The following is a 14,929-nucleotide window of genomic DNA, read 5'->3' as shown; positions in this document are numbered from 1 at the left end:
CGATATCGTGCGCGGCGCGAAGCGGCGATGCTCGCGAGCGGCCATCCGCACACCCTGCCGCGCGCGATGCATCGGCAGGCACCGCAGCACGTTGATTCGATTGACGTTTCGCTCACGGCGCCGATCGCAACCTGCGCTCACGCACGCACCACCGGCCATCGCAACGGTCGGGCCCTTCGCAGCTTTCGCGCTGTCGATAGCAAAAATCATTATATGAATCACGCATGCTCACACTTCTACAATGCGCAAATCGCATCATCGGAAGGTGTCATGGAGCTGCATCAACTCGAAGCCTTTTCCGCGGTCATGTCGGCCGGCAGCGTGACCGGCGCGGGCGAACTGCTCGGCCGCTCGCAGCCGGCCGTCACGCGGCAGATCCAGGAGCTCGAAGCCGATCTCGGCTACGCGCTGTTCGACCGGCACGGCCCGCGCGTCACGCCGACGCGGCGCGCGTTTCTGCTCTACGAGGAAGTCGAACGCTCGCTGGTCGGCCTGCGCGCGATCGAGGCGCGCGCCCGGGCGCTCGGCGATGAAACCGCCGAGCCCGTGCGCATCGCGGCCACCCCTTCGCTCGCGGCCACGCTCGTGCCGGCCGCGCTCGCCGCGCTGCCCGACGGCATGCAGGCGCCCCACTACCAGATACGCAGCGAATCGGCCGAGCATGTCGTGCACGAGGTGCTGGCCGGCACGGCCGATATCGGCGTCGTCACGTTGCCGATGGCGCACGCGGGGCTCGACGTGCACTGGATCGCGCAGACGCCGTGCGTCGCCGTGCTGCCTGCCGGCGACCCGCTCGCGGCGCAGCCGCGCATCGCGCTGCGCGATCTCGCACGCCGCCGCATCGTGACGGTCGCGAACCGCCACCGGCTGCGCCAGCGGATCGATGCGGCATTCGCGGCCGCGCGGGTCGATGCACGCGTGTTCATCGAAACCAATGCGTCGCTGAATGCGGTGATGGCCGCGCGTGCGGGTATCGGGATCGGCATCGTCGATCCGGCGACGGGCGCGGCGCTGCCGGTGGAGGGTGTCGTCTCCCGCCCGCTCGATGTCGACATTCCGTTCGCGTTCGGCGTCGCGACGCCGGCCGGCAAGGCACGCACGTCCGCCATCGATGCGCTGCTCGACGCGCTGCACCGTACGACGCACGCGCTGCTCGACGACGTGATCTTTCACGACGCCGCCGCACACGACGCGCTGCTGCGCGGCGACCGGCTGCGCGCCGGGCGCGCACCGCGCGGCGCAGCCGGCACGACGCGTGCACGCCGTACACGCCCGGAGGCCGCATGACAACGACGACGCCCGATAAATTGCAGGCACTCGAAGCCCGGCTCGCGCAAGACCTGCGCTGGCTCGACCTGCCGGCTCCATCGTGGGTGCCGCCGCGCGAGGCCGACGGCACACGCGTGCTCGACGTCGCGATCGTCGGCGGCGGCATGGCCGGGCTTGCGGCGGCCGCCGAACTGCGCCTGCTCGGCATCGACAACCAGTGCGTGATCGACCGCGCGCCGGCCGGCTACGAAGGGCCGTGGGTCACGTTCGCGCGAATGGACACGCTGCGCTCGCCGAAGCAGCTCGCGGGGCCCGCGCTCGGATTGCCTGCGCTGACGTTCCGCGCGTGGTTCGAAGCACAATACGGCCGCGATGCCTGGGACGCGCTCTACAAGATTCCGCGCACCCAATGGATGGACTACCTGCGCTGGTACCGGCGCGTGCTCGACCTGCAGGTGCGCAACGACACCACGCTCGTCGCGCTGCGCCCGCGCGACGACGGCCTGCTCGCACTCGACGTGCGCGGCAACGGCGAAGCGCAGACCCTGCTCGCACGGCACGTGGTGCTCGCCACCGGCCGCGACGGGCTCGGCGGCCCGTACGTACCGCCCGTCGCGCAACGCGCGCCGCGCACCCGCTGGGCCCATTCGTCCGAGCCGATCGATTTCGCGGCACTCGCGGGCAAGCGTGTCGGCGTGGTCGGCGCGGGCGCATCCGCGTTCGACAACGCGGGCACCGCGCTCGAAGCGGGCGCCGCACGCGTCGACCTGTTCTTCCGCCGCGCGGACATTCCGCGCATCAACAAGCTGACGGGCATCGGCAGCCCGGGCCTCGTGCACGGGTACGCCGATCTCGACGACGCGACGAAATGGCGCTTCATGCATTACGCGCTGACGTCGCAAACGCCGCCGCCGCGCGACAGCGTGCTGCGTGTGTCGCGCCACGCGCATGCGCATTTCCACGCGAACAGCCCGATCGAGACGCTCGCCGGGCACGCGGACGGACTCGATGTGACGACGCCGCGCGGGCGCTACACCGTCGACTTCCTGATCTTCGCGACCGGCTTTCATTCGGACTGGACGACGCGCGCGGAATTCGCGTCGTTCGGCGCGCAGGTGCGGCGCTGGAAGGATCGCTACCGACCGGAGCCGGGCGCGTGGATCGACGAGCTCGCCGAGTCGCCCGATCTCGGCCCCGCGTTCGCGTTCCAGGAACGCGAGCCCGGCGCGTGCGCGGCCATCACGCGGATCCACTGCTTCAACCATGCCGCGAGCCTGAGCCACGGCAAGCTGTCCGGCGATATCCCGGCCATCAGCGCGGGCGCCAAGCGGCTCGCGCGCGGGATTGCGAGCCGGCTGTTCGACGCGGACCGCGATCGCCACTACGACGCACTCGTCGCGTACGCGAACGCCGAACTGCAGGGCGACGAATGGCACGACGCCGACGCATGAGCGCGCGTCCATCGATCACATTGACGACGAAGGGAACCCGAAACGATGACTGAATCCATCACGCCGGCCGCTGCGCCGGACACGATCGACGCGGTGGCCGGCCTGCGCGAAGGCGACGCCGTCGCCGCGCTGCGTCGCGCACGCGACAAGGTGCTGCTCCATACGCGGCTGAGCGAAGCGGCGCTGTTCGATCCCGCGTTGCCCGACCTTTCGTTGATCGAACGACTGCACGCGGCGCGGTATGTTGCAGAAAAATCGAACGCTCGCGTGCTGGCAGACACCTATCGCGCACGACTGGTCGACGCTGGCGGCACGCTCGACGATATCGCCCGCGCGGACGCCGATGCATTCGACACGTTGCCCCGCCGCATCGGCGCGATCCTGACGCATGCACGCCTGCTGACGCGCTCCCCGGTCGATGCACGCCCGTCCGATCTCGACGCGCTGAAGTCGGCCGGACTCACGACGCCCGCGATCGTTGCGCTGTCGCAGCTCGTGGCGTTCGTTACGTATCAGTTGCGCGTCGCGGTGGCCGCGCAGGCGCTTCAGGCACGTGCTGCAACGGAGGCCGCATGACGACGACCACGCACGGCTTCACGTCCGACACGCTCGGCTGGCGTGCATGGCTCGACACCGTGTCGCTCGATGCCGCGACGCCCGATCAGCTGGCCGTGCTCGAAGCGAGCCACCCGCAAGCAAAGACGTCCGACTATTACCTGCTGCTCGTCCATCTTCCCGAGATCCTGCGGCAGCGCTCGGGCGTATTCAACGCAATCATGTACGGCTCCGGCGGACTGTCGCGCGCGGAGCGCGAACTGGCGAGCACGGCCGTGTCGCGCGTGAACGGCTGCGTGTACTGCGCGTCCGTGCATGCGCAGCGCTTTACCCAGCTCGCGAAGCGCACCGACGCGATCGAGCAGGTGTTCGACGATCCGGCGACGGCCGGCACGACGGCGCGCGAACGGGCGATCATTCGCTATGCGATTGCGCTGACGGAGCGGCCCGATGCGGTCGATGCAAGCGATATCGCCGCACTGGAAGCCGAAGGGCTGACGCATGAGGAGATTCTCGACCTGTCGCACGCGGTCGCGATCTTCGCGTGGGCGAACCGGTTGATGCTGACGCTGGGCGAACCGGTGTTTCCGGAGCCGGCGGCCGGCGCCTGACCATTCCGGGCAGTTGGCCTGACGTGAACCGGCGTGCAAGGCTGCGCCGGGTCTCACGCTCGGGCGCGTCACCTAGGGTCGGGAGTGGGGAGCTTTCGGCATGCCCGTCAGAACACGCCCGGAATCAGTCGATATCGAACCTGCGACTTGTACGCACGATAATCTTCGTCGTCCGACAGCACACGTTCCTCCAGCACGATTCTCCCGATCTGCAACAGCATCCAGGTGCCGATCATGACCAGGTTTCGGGTACTGAAGTTGGTGAGCAGGAAACCGATTTCAGACAGCAGGTAACCGGCATAGATCGGGTGGCGCATGAAGCGGTACGCACCGGACGACACGACCCCGCGGTTGGCCGGCAGCAGACCGAACGAGCGGCCCAGCGACAGCTTTGCGAACAAGTGCCACGCAATCCCGACGATTTGAATGCCGCCCCCGGCCCACTCCGGAATCAGGTGGGTACTGGCGGTCAGTTGGTAGGCGAGGTAATAGAACGTGCCGCCGATAGAAAAGCACACCGCGACGGGATGCCAGTCGCGTCGCCTCGGCAATTTTGCAAAAGCCGAGAATCCGACGGTCAGTACGGCTGAAACCAGCAGCAGGATCAGCGTGATCCGGCCCGGATTCATTCGCCACTGCAGATAGATCGAATAGGCAAACAGGCCCAGCACCGTCACCGAACACACTCGAGCGCCGAGCTCGATCAGACTGATCGGCTCCGATTCCTCGCCTGTAGCCGTAGCGTGCACCGCCGGCGTACCTGGCGTGCGCGTTCCCCGACCACTTGCATCCTGTATCGCCTGTGCCATGTTATTGATCTGTAGTTTTATAAAGAACTTTTTGCATTACATCGTATTGCCGTTTCAGACTAGCACGCCCGATCGACTACAGAGTGGCGAAGTTTTGACTTTCTGACATTAATTAGCGTAATTCCCGAGCGATTGGTCAGACCCGTATGCCGAAGCCGGACAGCGCGCTGCCTGCCCGGCGGTTCACGGCTCCTGTAGTGCGTCGCGCGGCAAACGATTGCTGGTACGCCAGGTGAAGCCGGCCCGCCTTCAATTCGCCATGGCGCGATCGAAATGGATATCGGACAACGGCGCGACGCGGCGCATTTCGTGCCGACCGCCTTGATTCGCAACCGCTGCGTGGCCAATCCATCCGCGGCCGGGCGCTTTGGCAGCCACGCAGTCAGGTCGCCCCGCGCCCGCGTCACGCCTTGTGCGTCGACAGCAAAATACTCGTCTCGGTATTCGCGATCCCGTCGATCAGACGAATCGCGCCGAGCACGCGATCGAAGTGCTCGAGCGAATCGGCATGCAGCTCGGCGACGAGATCCCAGCGCCCGTTGGTGCTGTGGATCGACGCGACGTTCGGATGCCCGCGCAGCACTTTCACCACTTCCGCGCCGCGATTGCCCTGCACGGCGATCGACATCAGCGCGCGGATCCGGTGCCGTTCGGCCGCCGGCTTGAGCCGCACCGTATAGCCGACGATCACGCCGTGCTTCTCCAGCCGCGTCAGCCGGTTCTGCACGGTCGCGCGCGCGACGCGCAATTCCTTCGCCAGCGCGACGACGGGCAGTCGCGCGTTGTCGCGCAGCAGCGCGATGAGCTGCCGGTCGACGTCGTCGAGCGTGATCATGAACGAGCCTTCCTGTTGAACGTGAACCGGCCGCAGCGTGCCGGAACCTTTGCATTCCGATGCATGCAACCTGGTCAAATTGCCAAATCTGTCCAGCAATTTGCCAAGTCTATCGATAAATCTGCCACTTTTGCCGCCTTTTTGTTGGCTCGACTCGCGGAAATAATGACTCTATCGACCGGCGCGACAGGCCGAGCGGCCGCTTTCCAGGAAGCCAGGACGCGCGCCCAGGCACCGCCCGGTCGACCAGAACGCCAGGGACACCCGTACCGGCACTGAGAATTTGCAAAGCATGGGACCCGAGTAAGCGCTAAAGCGCTAACTCGGGTCGACAGGAGACAGACGCATGACCCGCTTCCTCGACGTTCCCGCCACCGCCCGACTGATCGCCAAAACCGGCGTCACGACCTTCCTCAGCGAGCTCGTCGACACGCTGCGCGCCGATTACCTGCAGTGGGCCGATTTCGACAAGTCGCCGCGCGTCGCGTGCCACTCGCGCGACGGCGTGATCGAACTGATGCCCGTCGCGAACGCGTCGCTGTTCGCGTTCAAGTACGTGAACGGCCACCCCGTCAACGCCGCGCGCGGGATGCACACGGTGATGGCGTTCGGCGCGCTCGCCGAAGTCGATACCGGCTACCCGCTGCTGCTCGCCGAACTCACGCTGACCACCGCGCTGCGCACGGCCGCCACGTCGGTGCTCGCCGCGCAAGCCCTCGCCCGCCCCGATTCGCGCACGATGGCGCTGATCGGCAACGGCGCGCAGAGCGAATTCCAGGCGATCGCGTTCCACACGCTGCTCGGCATCGACGAAATCCGCGTGTTCGACGTCGATCCGCGCGCGACCGACAAGCTCGTGCAGAACCTCGCCGCGTACCCCACGTTGCGCGTGGTGCGCGCCGCGTCGACCGCCGACGCCGTGCGCGGCGCCGACATCGTGACGACCGTCACCGCCGACAAGGCGTACGCGACGATCGTCACGGCCGACATGATCGAACCCGGCATGCACCTGAACGCCGTGGGCGGCGATTGCCCGGGCAAGACCGAACTCGAGGCGGGCGTGCTGCAGGCGGGCCGCGTGTTCGTCGAATTCGAGCCGCAATCGCGCATCGAGGGCGAGATCCAGCAGATGCCGGCCGACTTCCCCGTCACCGAGCTGTGGCGCGTGCTGCAGGGCGAGACGACCGGCCGCGAACGCGCGGACGAAGTCACGGTGTTCGACTCGGTCGGCTTCGCGCTCGAGGATTACTCGGCGCTGCGCTACCTGTATGCGCTCGCGCAGCAGCACAACGCGGGCGTCGAGATCGCGCTGATTCCGCCGGCCGTCGACCCGAAGAACCTGTTCGCGCTGATCGACGACCCGGCCGCGATCGCGCTGGGTCACGCGGCGTACGCGACCGAAGCCGTCGCCGCGCTCGCACGCTGACCGTCATCCCCGGGCGGCCCGTGTGCCGCCCGGCCCCGTTGCCTTTCGCTCCTGCCTTCCATGAATCTCGTATCGATCCAGGCGCCGGCCTCCGTCGTGATGATCCGGCCGCACCGCTTCCTGCCGAACCCGCAGACCGCGGCCGACAACGCGTTCCAGCGCACGTCCGCCGCTGAAGGCGCGCACGGCGCGGCATCCGTGTCCGCGGCCGCGCGCGACGAAGTCACGGCCGCCGCGCAGGCGCTCGCCGATGCAGGCGTGCGCGTGCACGTGTTCGACGACCACGGCGAGCGTGACACGCCCGACTCCGTGTTCCCGAACAACTGGTTCTCGACGCACCCGGGCGGCCACGTCGCGCTGTATCCGATGTTCAGCGCGAACCGGCGTCGCGAGCGGCGCGCCGACATCGTCGAGATGCTGAAGGCCGAATATCGCGTGCAGGACGTGATCGACTACTCGGGCCTCGAATACGACGACGTGTTCCTCGAAGGCACCGGCGCGATGGTGCTCGACCACGTCGCGCGGATCGCGTACACCGCGCGTTCGCGCCGTGCCGATCCGGTCGCGCTCGAACGCTTCTGCACGAACTTCAATTTCGAGCCGATCTGCTTCGATACGGCCGACACCGACGGGCGGCCGATCTATCACACGAACGTGATGATGAGCGTCGCGACCGAGTTCGCGATGGTCGGCCTCGAACTCATTGCCGACAGCCGCCGTCGTGAAGAAATCGCGCAACGGCTCGCCGAAACGGGTCGCACCGTGATCGCGCTCGATGCATCGCAGATTGCGAATTTTGCGGGCAACACGCTGGAATTGTCAGGCAAGGCAGGGCGTGTGCTCGCGCTGTCGCGGCGCGCGTACGACTGTCTCACGCCGGTGCAGCGCGCGACGATCGAGCGATCGGCACGGCTGCTGCCGCTCGACGTGCCGACGATCGAACTGGCCGGCGGCTCGGTGCGCTGCATGCTCGCGGGGATTCATCTCGCGCGGCGGGCGGCCGCGCGCGATGTATCGGAAATCGAATCGATGGAGCGGCAGCGCGAAGCGGTTTCGCCTGCCTGAAGGAAACGGCGGTCACGCCGCGCATTGACCGACACAACCGGATGCTTCGTCCTGCGAACGAGGCAGAAGCATCCGTTGCGTGACTTCCGTCACCCGGCGAGCAGCTTCAACCCCGCCGGCAGCGTTTCGCCGAACACGCGCACCGTGTCGGCTTCGTCGAACGCAATCGCCTCGCGCACCATGTCGATCCACGCGGCCGATGCATTCGCAGCCGACAGGCGCTTGATCACGGCCTCGCGTGTATCGTCCGGCAGATCGCGCGAACGGTCTCCGGTCATCCGGGCAATCTGGGCAGCCGCGAACGCCGCCGGTTCGACCTGTTTCCAGTCGAGCGCGAACAGCGCGTCGAGCCAGCCGTTGGCGATTTCCGCTGGCACGACGCTGTGCGCGCTGCCGTAGAACGGCCGACGCGCGCCGATGCGCCCAAGCGCCCACGCACACAGTGCCCGCTCGCCCGGCTTCTGCAATTGCGCAATCAGCCGCTCCGCCAGCTCGACCTTGCGTTCGACGGGCAGTCGCTCGAGCGACGCGGACAGCCGCGTCATATCCGCCGGCCCGACCTTGCCCGGATCGAACGGCAGCTTGCGCCGCTTGTCGTCGGTCGGTTCGAGGAATGCGATCGCGTCACGCACCTGCGTCTGCGCATCGTCGTCGAGGCCGCCGGCCACGCGCCGCCACAACGTCCACCACTCGGACCACACCTGAGCGTCGGTCACATACTGGATGCCGTCGTCGAACAGCGGCCACAGCTGCTCGATGCGCCATGCATCGAGCGGATGCCCGAACCCCGGGCGCAGACAATAGCCGGCGAGATTCAGCCACGCACGCTCGTGATCGGCCGAGCGCCGGCGGCGGCGTGCACGCGCGAGCAACGCATCGAACAATTCACGCGCGAGCGCGACGTCCCACTCTTCCCGAGCGCCGAGCACCTGTTCGAGCTGCGCGCGCAACCGGCGCGTGTCTTTCGGCGTGACGCCGGCGGCCTTGCTGCCGAACGAGCGCTCGATCAGTTCGAGCGCCTGGTCGAGCCGCGGATGCCGCGCGGGCGCAGCGTCGTCGCCCTGCGCGGGCGCATCGCCGCGGAGCTGGAATTCGAGCCGCCAGCGGCGCGACGCATCGTCGGTCGCGATGCAGTGCATTTCGAGCGTGCCGACCTCGGTCAGCGACGCGGTGAGCTTCACCGGCGTTTCGCGCGCGTCACCGCCTGCCTTCGCGTCGACGACCGTCGCGATCGGCGGCAGCCGCACGAAATCGCCGCTGTCGAGATCGACGAGATCGCCGGGCCGGTAAGCGGTGTCAGCCACCGTCGACACGAGGTGGAAACGCACCGGCTGCCCGAGCTGCAGCGCGAACGTGCGATCGTCGAGCCGGATCTCGTGGCCCTCCTCCGCGCCGCGCGGCAGCAGGCACACGCCGCGCGCGGCCGCGCCTTCGGCGCCATCGTCTAGCACGAGGAAATAGCTGCGCGCGGAACCGCCGCCGATACGCGGCGCATGCCCGGCGCGCGCGAGCCCGTAGGCCACCGCGCCGCGCGCAACCGCCACGTCCGGATGCGCGTTGTGCAGCACGTCGAGCGGCGCGCCGCGCCACGCGCCGAGCGTCTGCGCGAGACGGCCGGCGAGCGCGCCCGCACGGAACACGCCACCGTTGAGCAGCAGCGTGTCGGGCAGCGGACCTTCCGCATGCCGGTTCAGGAACGCGGCAACGTGCCGCGTGACGGCCGCGTCGCTCGCATAGGGCAGCCCGAATTCGACGATCGCGGCGCGCGCACGGCGCGGCAGTTCGCCGGCTTCGACCTGCGGAAAGAACCCGTCGACGACGATCTGCTCGACTTCCTGCCGCGTCAGCTCGGCAGAGCGCGCGCCGCCGACGAGCTTGCTGCCCGCGCCGAGCAGCGTGACGTTGACGGAGTCAGGCGCATCGTCGCCGAGCAGCCGCTCCTTCGCGGCCCGGCAACGCTCGACGAGCTGCGACAGGCTCGCGGCGGACAGCCGCGTGCCGGGCTCGGTCAGCCGCGACTCGACCAGGCGCGCGAGCGCGAGGTCCATGTTGTCGCCGCCGAGCATCAGGTGATTGCCGACGCCGACGCGCGTGAACGTCGGCTCGCCGTCGTCGCCCGGCGCGACATCGACGAGCGTGAGGTCGGTCGTACCGCCGCCGACGTCGCAGATCAGCACGCGGCGAGCGGCGGCGAACGACTCGCGCAGCGTGTCGCGCTGGCCGTACAGCCAGTCGTAGAACGCGGCCTGCGGCTCTTCGAGCAGCCGCAGCGCCGGCAGCTTCGCGCGCTTCGCGGCCTCGACCGTCAATGCGCGCGCGCCGTCGTCGAACGACGCGGGCACCGTCAGGATCACGTCCTGTTTCGCAAGCGGTGCATCGGGAAAACGCGCGTCCCACGCGTCGCGCACATGCGCGAGATAGCTCGCGCTCGCATCGACCGGCGACACCTTGTCGACGCCGTCGGCCGCGCCCCACGGCAGGATCGCCGCGAGCCGGTCGACCGACGCGTGCGACAGCCAGCTCTTCGCGCTCGTCACGAGCCGGCCCGGCACCTGCGCGCCGAGCGTGCGCGCGTAGCGGCCGATCACGGCCGGCGCCGCACAGAGCCGCGCTCGCTTTCGCGTGGGCCGCCCACGGCAGCCGCAGCGTATCCGGCGGCAGCTCGCCCGCCGCCGGGTGATAGCGCACCGACGGCAGCAGCGGCTGCGCGGCCACCGCGCCGGGGCCGACCAGTTGCTCGACGTCGAACACGCGGATCGCGTCGGAACCGGCCTCGACGTAGGCGACGACCGTATTGCTGGTGCCGAGGTCGATCCCGACCGTATAGCGCTTCATCGCGCTCAGGCGGCGCCGCGCACGTCGAACTCGACCTTCCAGCGCTCGTTCGTGCCGCTCGGGATCGCCTCGAGTTCGAGCGTGCCGGCTTCGGTCACGCGCGCATGCAGCTTCACGGGCACGACTTCACCGACCGTGCGCCCTTCGGCGGGCAGCGTCGCCTGGATCTCTTCCAGTTCCTGCAACTCTTCCGGCGACCAGTAGTCGAGCAGCGTGCCGACCTGGTCCTGGCGGCGCACCGACGAACCGAAGAAGCGGAACTGCACCGGTTCGCCGACGACAAGGCCGAACTCCTGCGGCGGCAGCGCCGCGTCCGAGCCTTCCTCCATCCCGAACGGCGCGACGCACAGCGCCTGCACCGGCGGCTCCAGCCCCGGCACCGCGGGCATCGCCGATTCGATCGCGACGTAGTACGCACGCGCCGTGCCGCCGCGAATGCGCACGCCTCGGCCGCGCTTCACGTAGCCGTAATAAGCCGCGCCGCGCGCGACCGCCAGATCGAGATCCGCGCCTTCGAGCAGGCGCGCGGGCGGCGCGCCTTCGGCGGCGAGCCAGCTGTTGAGCGTATCGAGCACGCGCTGCGTGAGCAGCGCCGACTTGAACACGCCGCCGTTGAACAGCACGGCGGTCGGATGCAGGAACGTCGCGCCCTGCGGCAGCGTGCGCTGCACGCCTTCGAGCGAGTCGAGCGCCGCGACCTGGCGGCCGAGGAACGCCGCGAGATGGCGCGTGATGCCCGCGTCCTGCGCATACGGCAGGCCGAGCTGCGTCAGGCCGACGCGCGCGCGGCTCACCGGGCGCGCGGCTGCATCGACTTGCGGGAAGAAGCCTTCGAGGATTGTCTGCGTGAGTTCGGCGCGCGTCAGCTCGGTGCGGATCGAGCCGCCGATCAGCTTCGAGCCGCGGCTCGGCACGACGAGCGGCACCGCGTCGGTCGTCGGGTCGGACAGCAGCGTTTCCTTCGCGGAACGGCATGCGTACGTGAGCGCGCGCAGTTGCCACGGATCGGCCTGCGTGCCCTGCTGCGCGAGCTTGCGCGCGACGATATGCGCAAGCGCGAGGTCCATGTTGTCGCCGCCGAGCAGGATGTGCTCGCCGACCGCCACGCGATGCAGTTCGAGATTGCCTTCACGCTCGACCACCGCGATCAGCGACAGGTCGGTCGTGCCGCCGCCGACGTCGACGCACAGGATCAGGTCGCCGACCTGCACCTGCTTGCGCCAGCCGCCCTGGCTCTTCTGGATCCAGCTGTACAGCGCCGCCTGCGGCTCTTCGAGCAGCGTCATGCGCGAGTAGCCGGCGGCGCGGGCGGCCTCGGCCGTCAGTTCGCGCGCGGCCGGGTCGAACGATGCAGGGATCGTGACCGTCACGTCCTGGTCGGCGAACGGCGCGTCGGGATGCGTGTGGTCCCACGCTTCGCGCAGGTGCGTCAGGTAGCGGATCGAGCTTTCCAGCGGCGACACGCGCGACACTTCCGGCGGCGCATCGCTCGGCAGGATCGCCGCGCGGCGATCGACGCCCGGGTGGCACAGCCAGCTCTTCGCGCTCGACACGAGGCGGATCGGCGTGCCGGCGCCGCGCGTGCGGGCCATTTCGCCGACCGCGAAGCCGCGCGAGGCCGTCCACGGCAGCGTCAGGTCGCCCTGCGTGAGTTCGCTTTCATGCGGCAGGTAAAGGAACGACGGCAGCAGGTCGCGCGACTCCAGCGCGCCGGGCGCGGTGAGCTGCGCGATCGGCAGCACCTGCTGCGTGATGGTTTCGCCGTCGCTCGCGGCGCTGTCGACGTACGACAGCGCGCAATGGGTCGTCCCGAGATCGATACCGATCGAATAGCGCGGATCGCTCACAGTTCCACCTCCGCCGGTGCGACGACCGAGGCGTCGTGGCTGCCCGTCAGCTTCGGCAGGCGCACGTCGGTGACCCGCCAGCCGCGATGGCTGACGGTGCCCGTGAACGGCGCGGCGCCGACCACGTTGCCCGTCACGCGCACGGCCGTCGCGTCGAAGCCGGCCGGCAGCGTCACGCGGCTGCCTTCGGCTTCGTCGCGCACCGGCATGATCGTGAAGTGTTCGCGCAGCGCGGCACGGCAGCCGTCGTGCACGAGGCGCGCGGCCGCGCCGATGTCGGCGTCCGCGTAGCCGGCGATGTCTTCCTCGACGAAGTCGATGAAGCGCGCATCGCGCTGCAGCAGGCCGAGCAGTTGCAGGGCGGCCTGCGGGCTCGCTTCGCGCAGCTCGGGCGCCGGCGCCTTCACGGGCGCGGCGGCGGGTGCCGGGGCCGGAGCCGGGGCTGCGGCAGGCACCGGCGCGACCGCTGCCGGGGCGCCATCGCGCACGCGCAGCACGCCGGCCGCGAACTCGCGGTTGCCGAGCACGGAGAAGAACGTGCCGACGGCCAGCGACAGCCGGCCGAAGAAGGACAGGTTGGATTCGGGCATGGGGTCTGGACTCCTGTGGGCTCGCGACATGGCGAGCGTTTCTTGCCTGGGCGCCGGGCGGCGGCGTGCGGACTGCGCACTGCCGCCGCCCGGCGCGTGATTCGGTCGCGCCCTCGCGGGTGCGGAAAACCCGTATTTTGCCCTGTGGCGGGCGAACCGGGCAGAAGTGGGGGACAGACCATCGCGGCGCGACGGTTTCGGCCGCGTCGGCGCGCGCGTACTGCGGCCGTGCTGCGCTGCGTCAGCGCGGCTTGCGCAGCCGCGCCGCCTTCGCTTCGAACTCGCGCGACAGCATGCCGAGCGCGGCTGCGGGCTCGTCAAACAGCGCGCTTTTGTCGACGTGATCGGCAACGCATCCCGTTCAAATCTCCGGATGCTCGCGCACGAAATGTTTCAGCATGGGCAAGAAGAAATCGTGTCCACCGATCAGCGCGATTTCTTTTTCAATATGAGATAGAAATCACATTCATCGAGAACCTGCGGCTCGGCGCACGCTGGGGCGTCAGCGTACTGCATTGCCGTACTGCCACGGGTATGAAGTGAGCGTCCAGCGGCTCGGCGTGCTCGCCATGCATCCGCTGTCGGTGCCACGTCGATGGCTTCTCCGCGCAATGTGCGGTTTAATGCTCGGCACATCCAGCATTAAGAGACATGAAATGCTCGACCTCGACGACCTTCGAATCGTCCGCGCGATCGGCACGTCGCGCTCGCTGGCCTCGGCCGCGCGGCTGCTCGATCTCACGCCGCCCGCCGTCACGATTCGCCTGCAGCGGATGGAAGCGCGCTTGAACGCACGGCTCGCCGTGCGGCAGTCGAAAGGAATCGCGTTGACCGACGAAGGGCAGCGGCTGTACCAGGAAGCCGTCGACATCCTCGAGCGCGTGGAGGCGCTGCCGGTCAGCATTGCAGGCGACCACGGCGACGTGCAGGGCACGCTGCGCGTCGTCGCCCCGCTCGGCTTCGGCAGAAAGTACGTCGCCCGGATCGTGCGCGACCTGCAATGCGCGCATCCGAAACTGGAAATATCGCTCCATCTGTCGGAGAGCCCGTTGACCAGCGCGTCGGGCGCCGACGTGGTCGTTCATGTCGGCAGCCTCAAGTCGTCGTCGTGGATCGGGTATCCGCTCGCGCCCAACGAACGCTTCCTGTGCGCAAGCCCCGCCTACGCACGCCGAATCAAGGAACTGAACCATCCGTCCGACCTGGCCCGCTACGACTGCCTGTGCCTGCGCGAGAACGACGAGGACATCCCGCGCTGGCGCTTCTCGCAAGGCGGCGACGTCAAGGGCGAACCGCGCCGCTCCGCCGTGATCCGCGTGAGCGGCGCGCTGTCGTCGAACGACGGCACCGTCATCACGGAATGGGCGCTGGACGGGCTCGGGATCGTCGAGCGCTCCGAGTGGGACGTCGCACCGCTGCTGGCGAACGGCAAGCTCGTGCGGTTGCTGCCCGACTGGCACCTGCCGCCCGCGCCGGTGACGGCGCTGCTGCAGTCGCGCACCGGCCGTTCCGCGCGGCAACGGGTGTTTCTCGAAGCCGCGACGCGCTTTCTCAGCCCGCCGCCATGGCGCGGCAACGCATGAGCCGCACTGCGCATCCCCGCGATCCAGTCGATTAAACTGCATTTAATGCCGGA

General features: G+C 68.8%; 11 protein-coding genes and 1 pseudogene. 7 read left to right on the top strand and 5 right to left on the bottom strand.

Annotated elements, in window-relative coordinates:
* Positions 1-270: 270 nt before the first annotated feature.
* The 4 genes from LXE91_RS28355 to LXE91_RS28340 are packed head-to-tail and all read left to right on the top strand — an operon-like array spanning position 271 to position 3,886.
* Positions 271-1,287, top strand: a complete 1,017-nt coding sequence (locus LXE91_RS28355; protein ID WP_039354708.1) for a LysR family transcriptional regulator — start codon at positions 271-273, stop codon at positions 1,285-1,287.
* A complete protein-coding gene (locus tag LXE91_RS28350) occupies positions 1,284-2,720 on the top strand; it encodes a flavin-containing monooxygenase (protein ID WP_039354515.1) in 1,437 nt (478 codons plus the stop codon). Before LXE91_RS28355 ends, LXE91_RS28350 begins: the two co-directional genes overlap by 4 nt.
* A gap of 45 nt (positions 2,721-2,765) precedes the next feature.
* Positions 2,766-3,296 carry a CMD domain-containing protein gene (locus tag LXE91_RS28345; protein WP_039354513.1) on the top strand — a complete coding sequence of 177 codons (531 nt, stop codon included), beginning with the start codon at positions 2,766-2,768 and terminating at the stop codon, positions 3,294-3,296.
* Positions 3,293-3,886, top strand: a complete 594-nt coding sequence (locus tag LXE91_RS28340) for a peroxidase-related enzyme (RefSeq protein ID WP_039354510.1) — start codon at positions 3,293-3,295, stop codon at positions 3,884-3,886. Before LXE91_RS28345 ends, LXE91_RS28340 begins: the two co-directional genes overlap by 4 nt.
* Before the next feature lie 107 nt (positions 3,887-3,993).
* On the opposite strand, the gene LXE91_RS28335 is transcribed toward LXE91_RS28340, so the two are convergent.
* On the bottom strand, positions 3,994-4,695 hold the full coding sequence (locus tag LXE91_RS28335) for a methyltransferase family protein (protein WP_039354507.1): 702 nt from the start codon (positions 4,693-4,695) through the stop codon (positions 3,994-3,996).
* Between the two features lie 403 nt (positions 4,696-5,098).
* Positions 5,099-5,530, bottom strand: coding sequence for an Lrp/AsnC family transcriptional regulator (locus LXE91_RS28330; protein ID WP_039354504.1), 432 nt, complete (start codon positions 5,528-5,530; stop codon positions 5,099-5,101).
* 346 nt (positions 5,531-5,876) lie between these two features.
* Here LXE91_RS28330 and LXE91_RS28325 point away from each other — a divergent pair, with 346 nt between their 5' ends.
* Both LXE91_RS28325 and ctlX read left to right on the top strand, forming a co-directional pair.
* Positions 5,877-6,956: an ornithine cyclodeaminase gene (locus LXE91_RS28325; protein WP_039354501.1), complete on the top strand. Its 1,080-nt coding sequence runs from the start codon at positions 5,877-5,879 to the stop codon at positions 6,954-6,956.
* 60 nt (positions 6,957-7,016) lie between these two features.
* The gene (ctlX, locus tag LXE91_RS28320) at positions 7,017-8,021 is read left to right on the top strand and encodes a citrulline utilization hydrolase CtlX (RefSeq protein WP_039354498.1); all 1,005 of its coding nucleotides are present in this window, start codon (positions 7,017-7,019) and stop codon (positions 8,019-8,021) included.
* A gap of 89 nt (positions 8,022-8,110) precedes the next feature.
* On the opposite strand, the pseudogene LXE91_RS28315 reads toward ctlX, so the two are convergent.
* The 3 genes and pseudogenes from LXE91_RS28315 to LXE91_RS28305 form a co-directional block, all read right to left on the bottom strand.
* Positions 8,111-10,856, bottom strand: a pseudogene (locus LXE91_RS28315) (Hsp70 family protein).
* Between the two features lie 5 nt (positions 10,857-10,861).
* Entirely contained in the window at positions 10,862-12,703 is a 1,842-nt protein-coding gene (locus LXE91_RS28310; RefSeq protein WP_039354494.1) for an Hsp70 family protein, read from the bottom strand.
* Positions 12,700-13,293 (bottom strand): DUF2760 domain-containing protein, encoded by a 594-nt coding sequence (locus tag LXE91_RS28305; protein ID WP_039354492.1) that lies wholly within the window; start codon positions 13,291-13,293, stop codon positions 12,700-12,702. Before LXE91_RS28305 ends, LXE91_RS28310 begins: the two co-directional genes overlap by 4 nt.
* A gap of 656 nt (positions 13,294-13,949) precedes the next feature.
* On the opposite strand from LXE91_RS28305, the gene LXE91_RS28300 reads away from it, so the two are divergent.
* The gene (locus LXE91_RS28300; RefSeq protein ID WP_217490280.1) at positions 13,950-14,876 is read left to right on the top strand and encodes a LysR family transcriptional regulator; all 927 of its coding nucleotides are present in this window, start codon (positions 13,950-13,952) and stop codon (positions 14,874-14,876) included.
* The last annotated feature ends 53 nt before the right edge of the window (positions 14,877-14,929 follow it).

The organism is Burkholderia contaminans (assembly GCF_029633825.1).
Lineage (GTDB): Bacteria > Pseudomonadota > Gammaproteobacteria > Burkholderiales > Burkholderiaceae > Burkholderia > Burkholderia contaminans.
Note: the sequence above shows the minus strand (reverse complement) of the source record. Positions and strands in the feature narration are given on the sequence as shown.

Bases quoted from the DNA above. Each gene is read 5' to 3' on its own strand.
- LXE91_RS28355 (WP_039354708.1), top strand. From the start codon at position 271: ATGGAGCTGCATCAACTCGAAGCCTTTTCCGCGGTCATGTCGGCCGGC.
- LXE91_RS28350 (WP_039354515.1), top strand. From the start codon at position 1,284: ATGACAACGACGACGCCCGATAAATTGCAGGCACTCGAAGCCCGGCTC.
- LXE91_RS28345 (WP_039354513.1), top strand. From the start codon at position 2,766: ATGACTGAATCCATCACGCCGGCCGCTGCGCCGGACACGATCGACGCG.
- LXE91_RS28340 (WP_039354510.1), top strand. From the start codon at position 3,293: ATGACGACGACCACGCACGGCTTCACGTCCGACACGCTCGGCTGGCGT.
- LXE91_RS28335 (WP_039354507.1), bottom strand. From the start codon at position 4,695: ATGGCACAGGCGATACAGGATGCAAGTGGTCGGGGAACGCGCACGCCA.
- LXE91_RS28330 (WP_039354504.1), bottom strand. From the start codon at position 5,530: ATGATCACGCTCGACGACGTCGACCGGCAGCTCATCGCGCTGCTGCGC.
- LXE91_RS28325 (WP_039354501.1), top strand. From the start codon at position 5,877: ATGACCCGCTTCCTCGACGTTCCCGCCACCGCCCGACTGATCGCCAAA.
- ctlX (WP_039354498.1), top strand. From the start codon at position 7,017: ATGAATCTCGTATCGATCCAGGCGCCGGCCTCCGTCGTGATGATCCGG.
- LXE91_RS28305 (WP_039354492.1), bottom strand. From the start codon at position 13,293: ATGCCCGAATCCAACCTGTCCTTCTTCGGCCGGCTGTCGCTGGCCGTC.
- LXE91_RS28300 (WP_217490280.1), top strand. From the start codon at position 13,950: ATGCTCGACCTCGACGACCTTCGAATCGTCCGCGCGATCGGCACGTCG.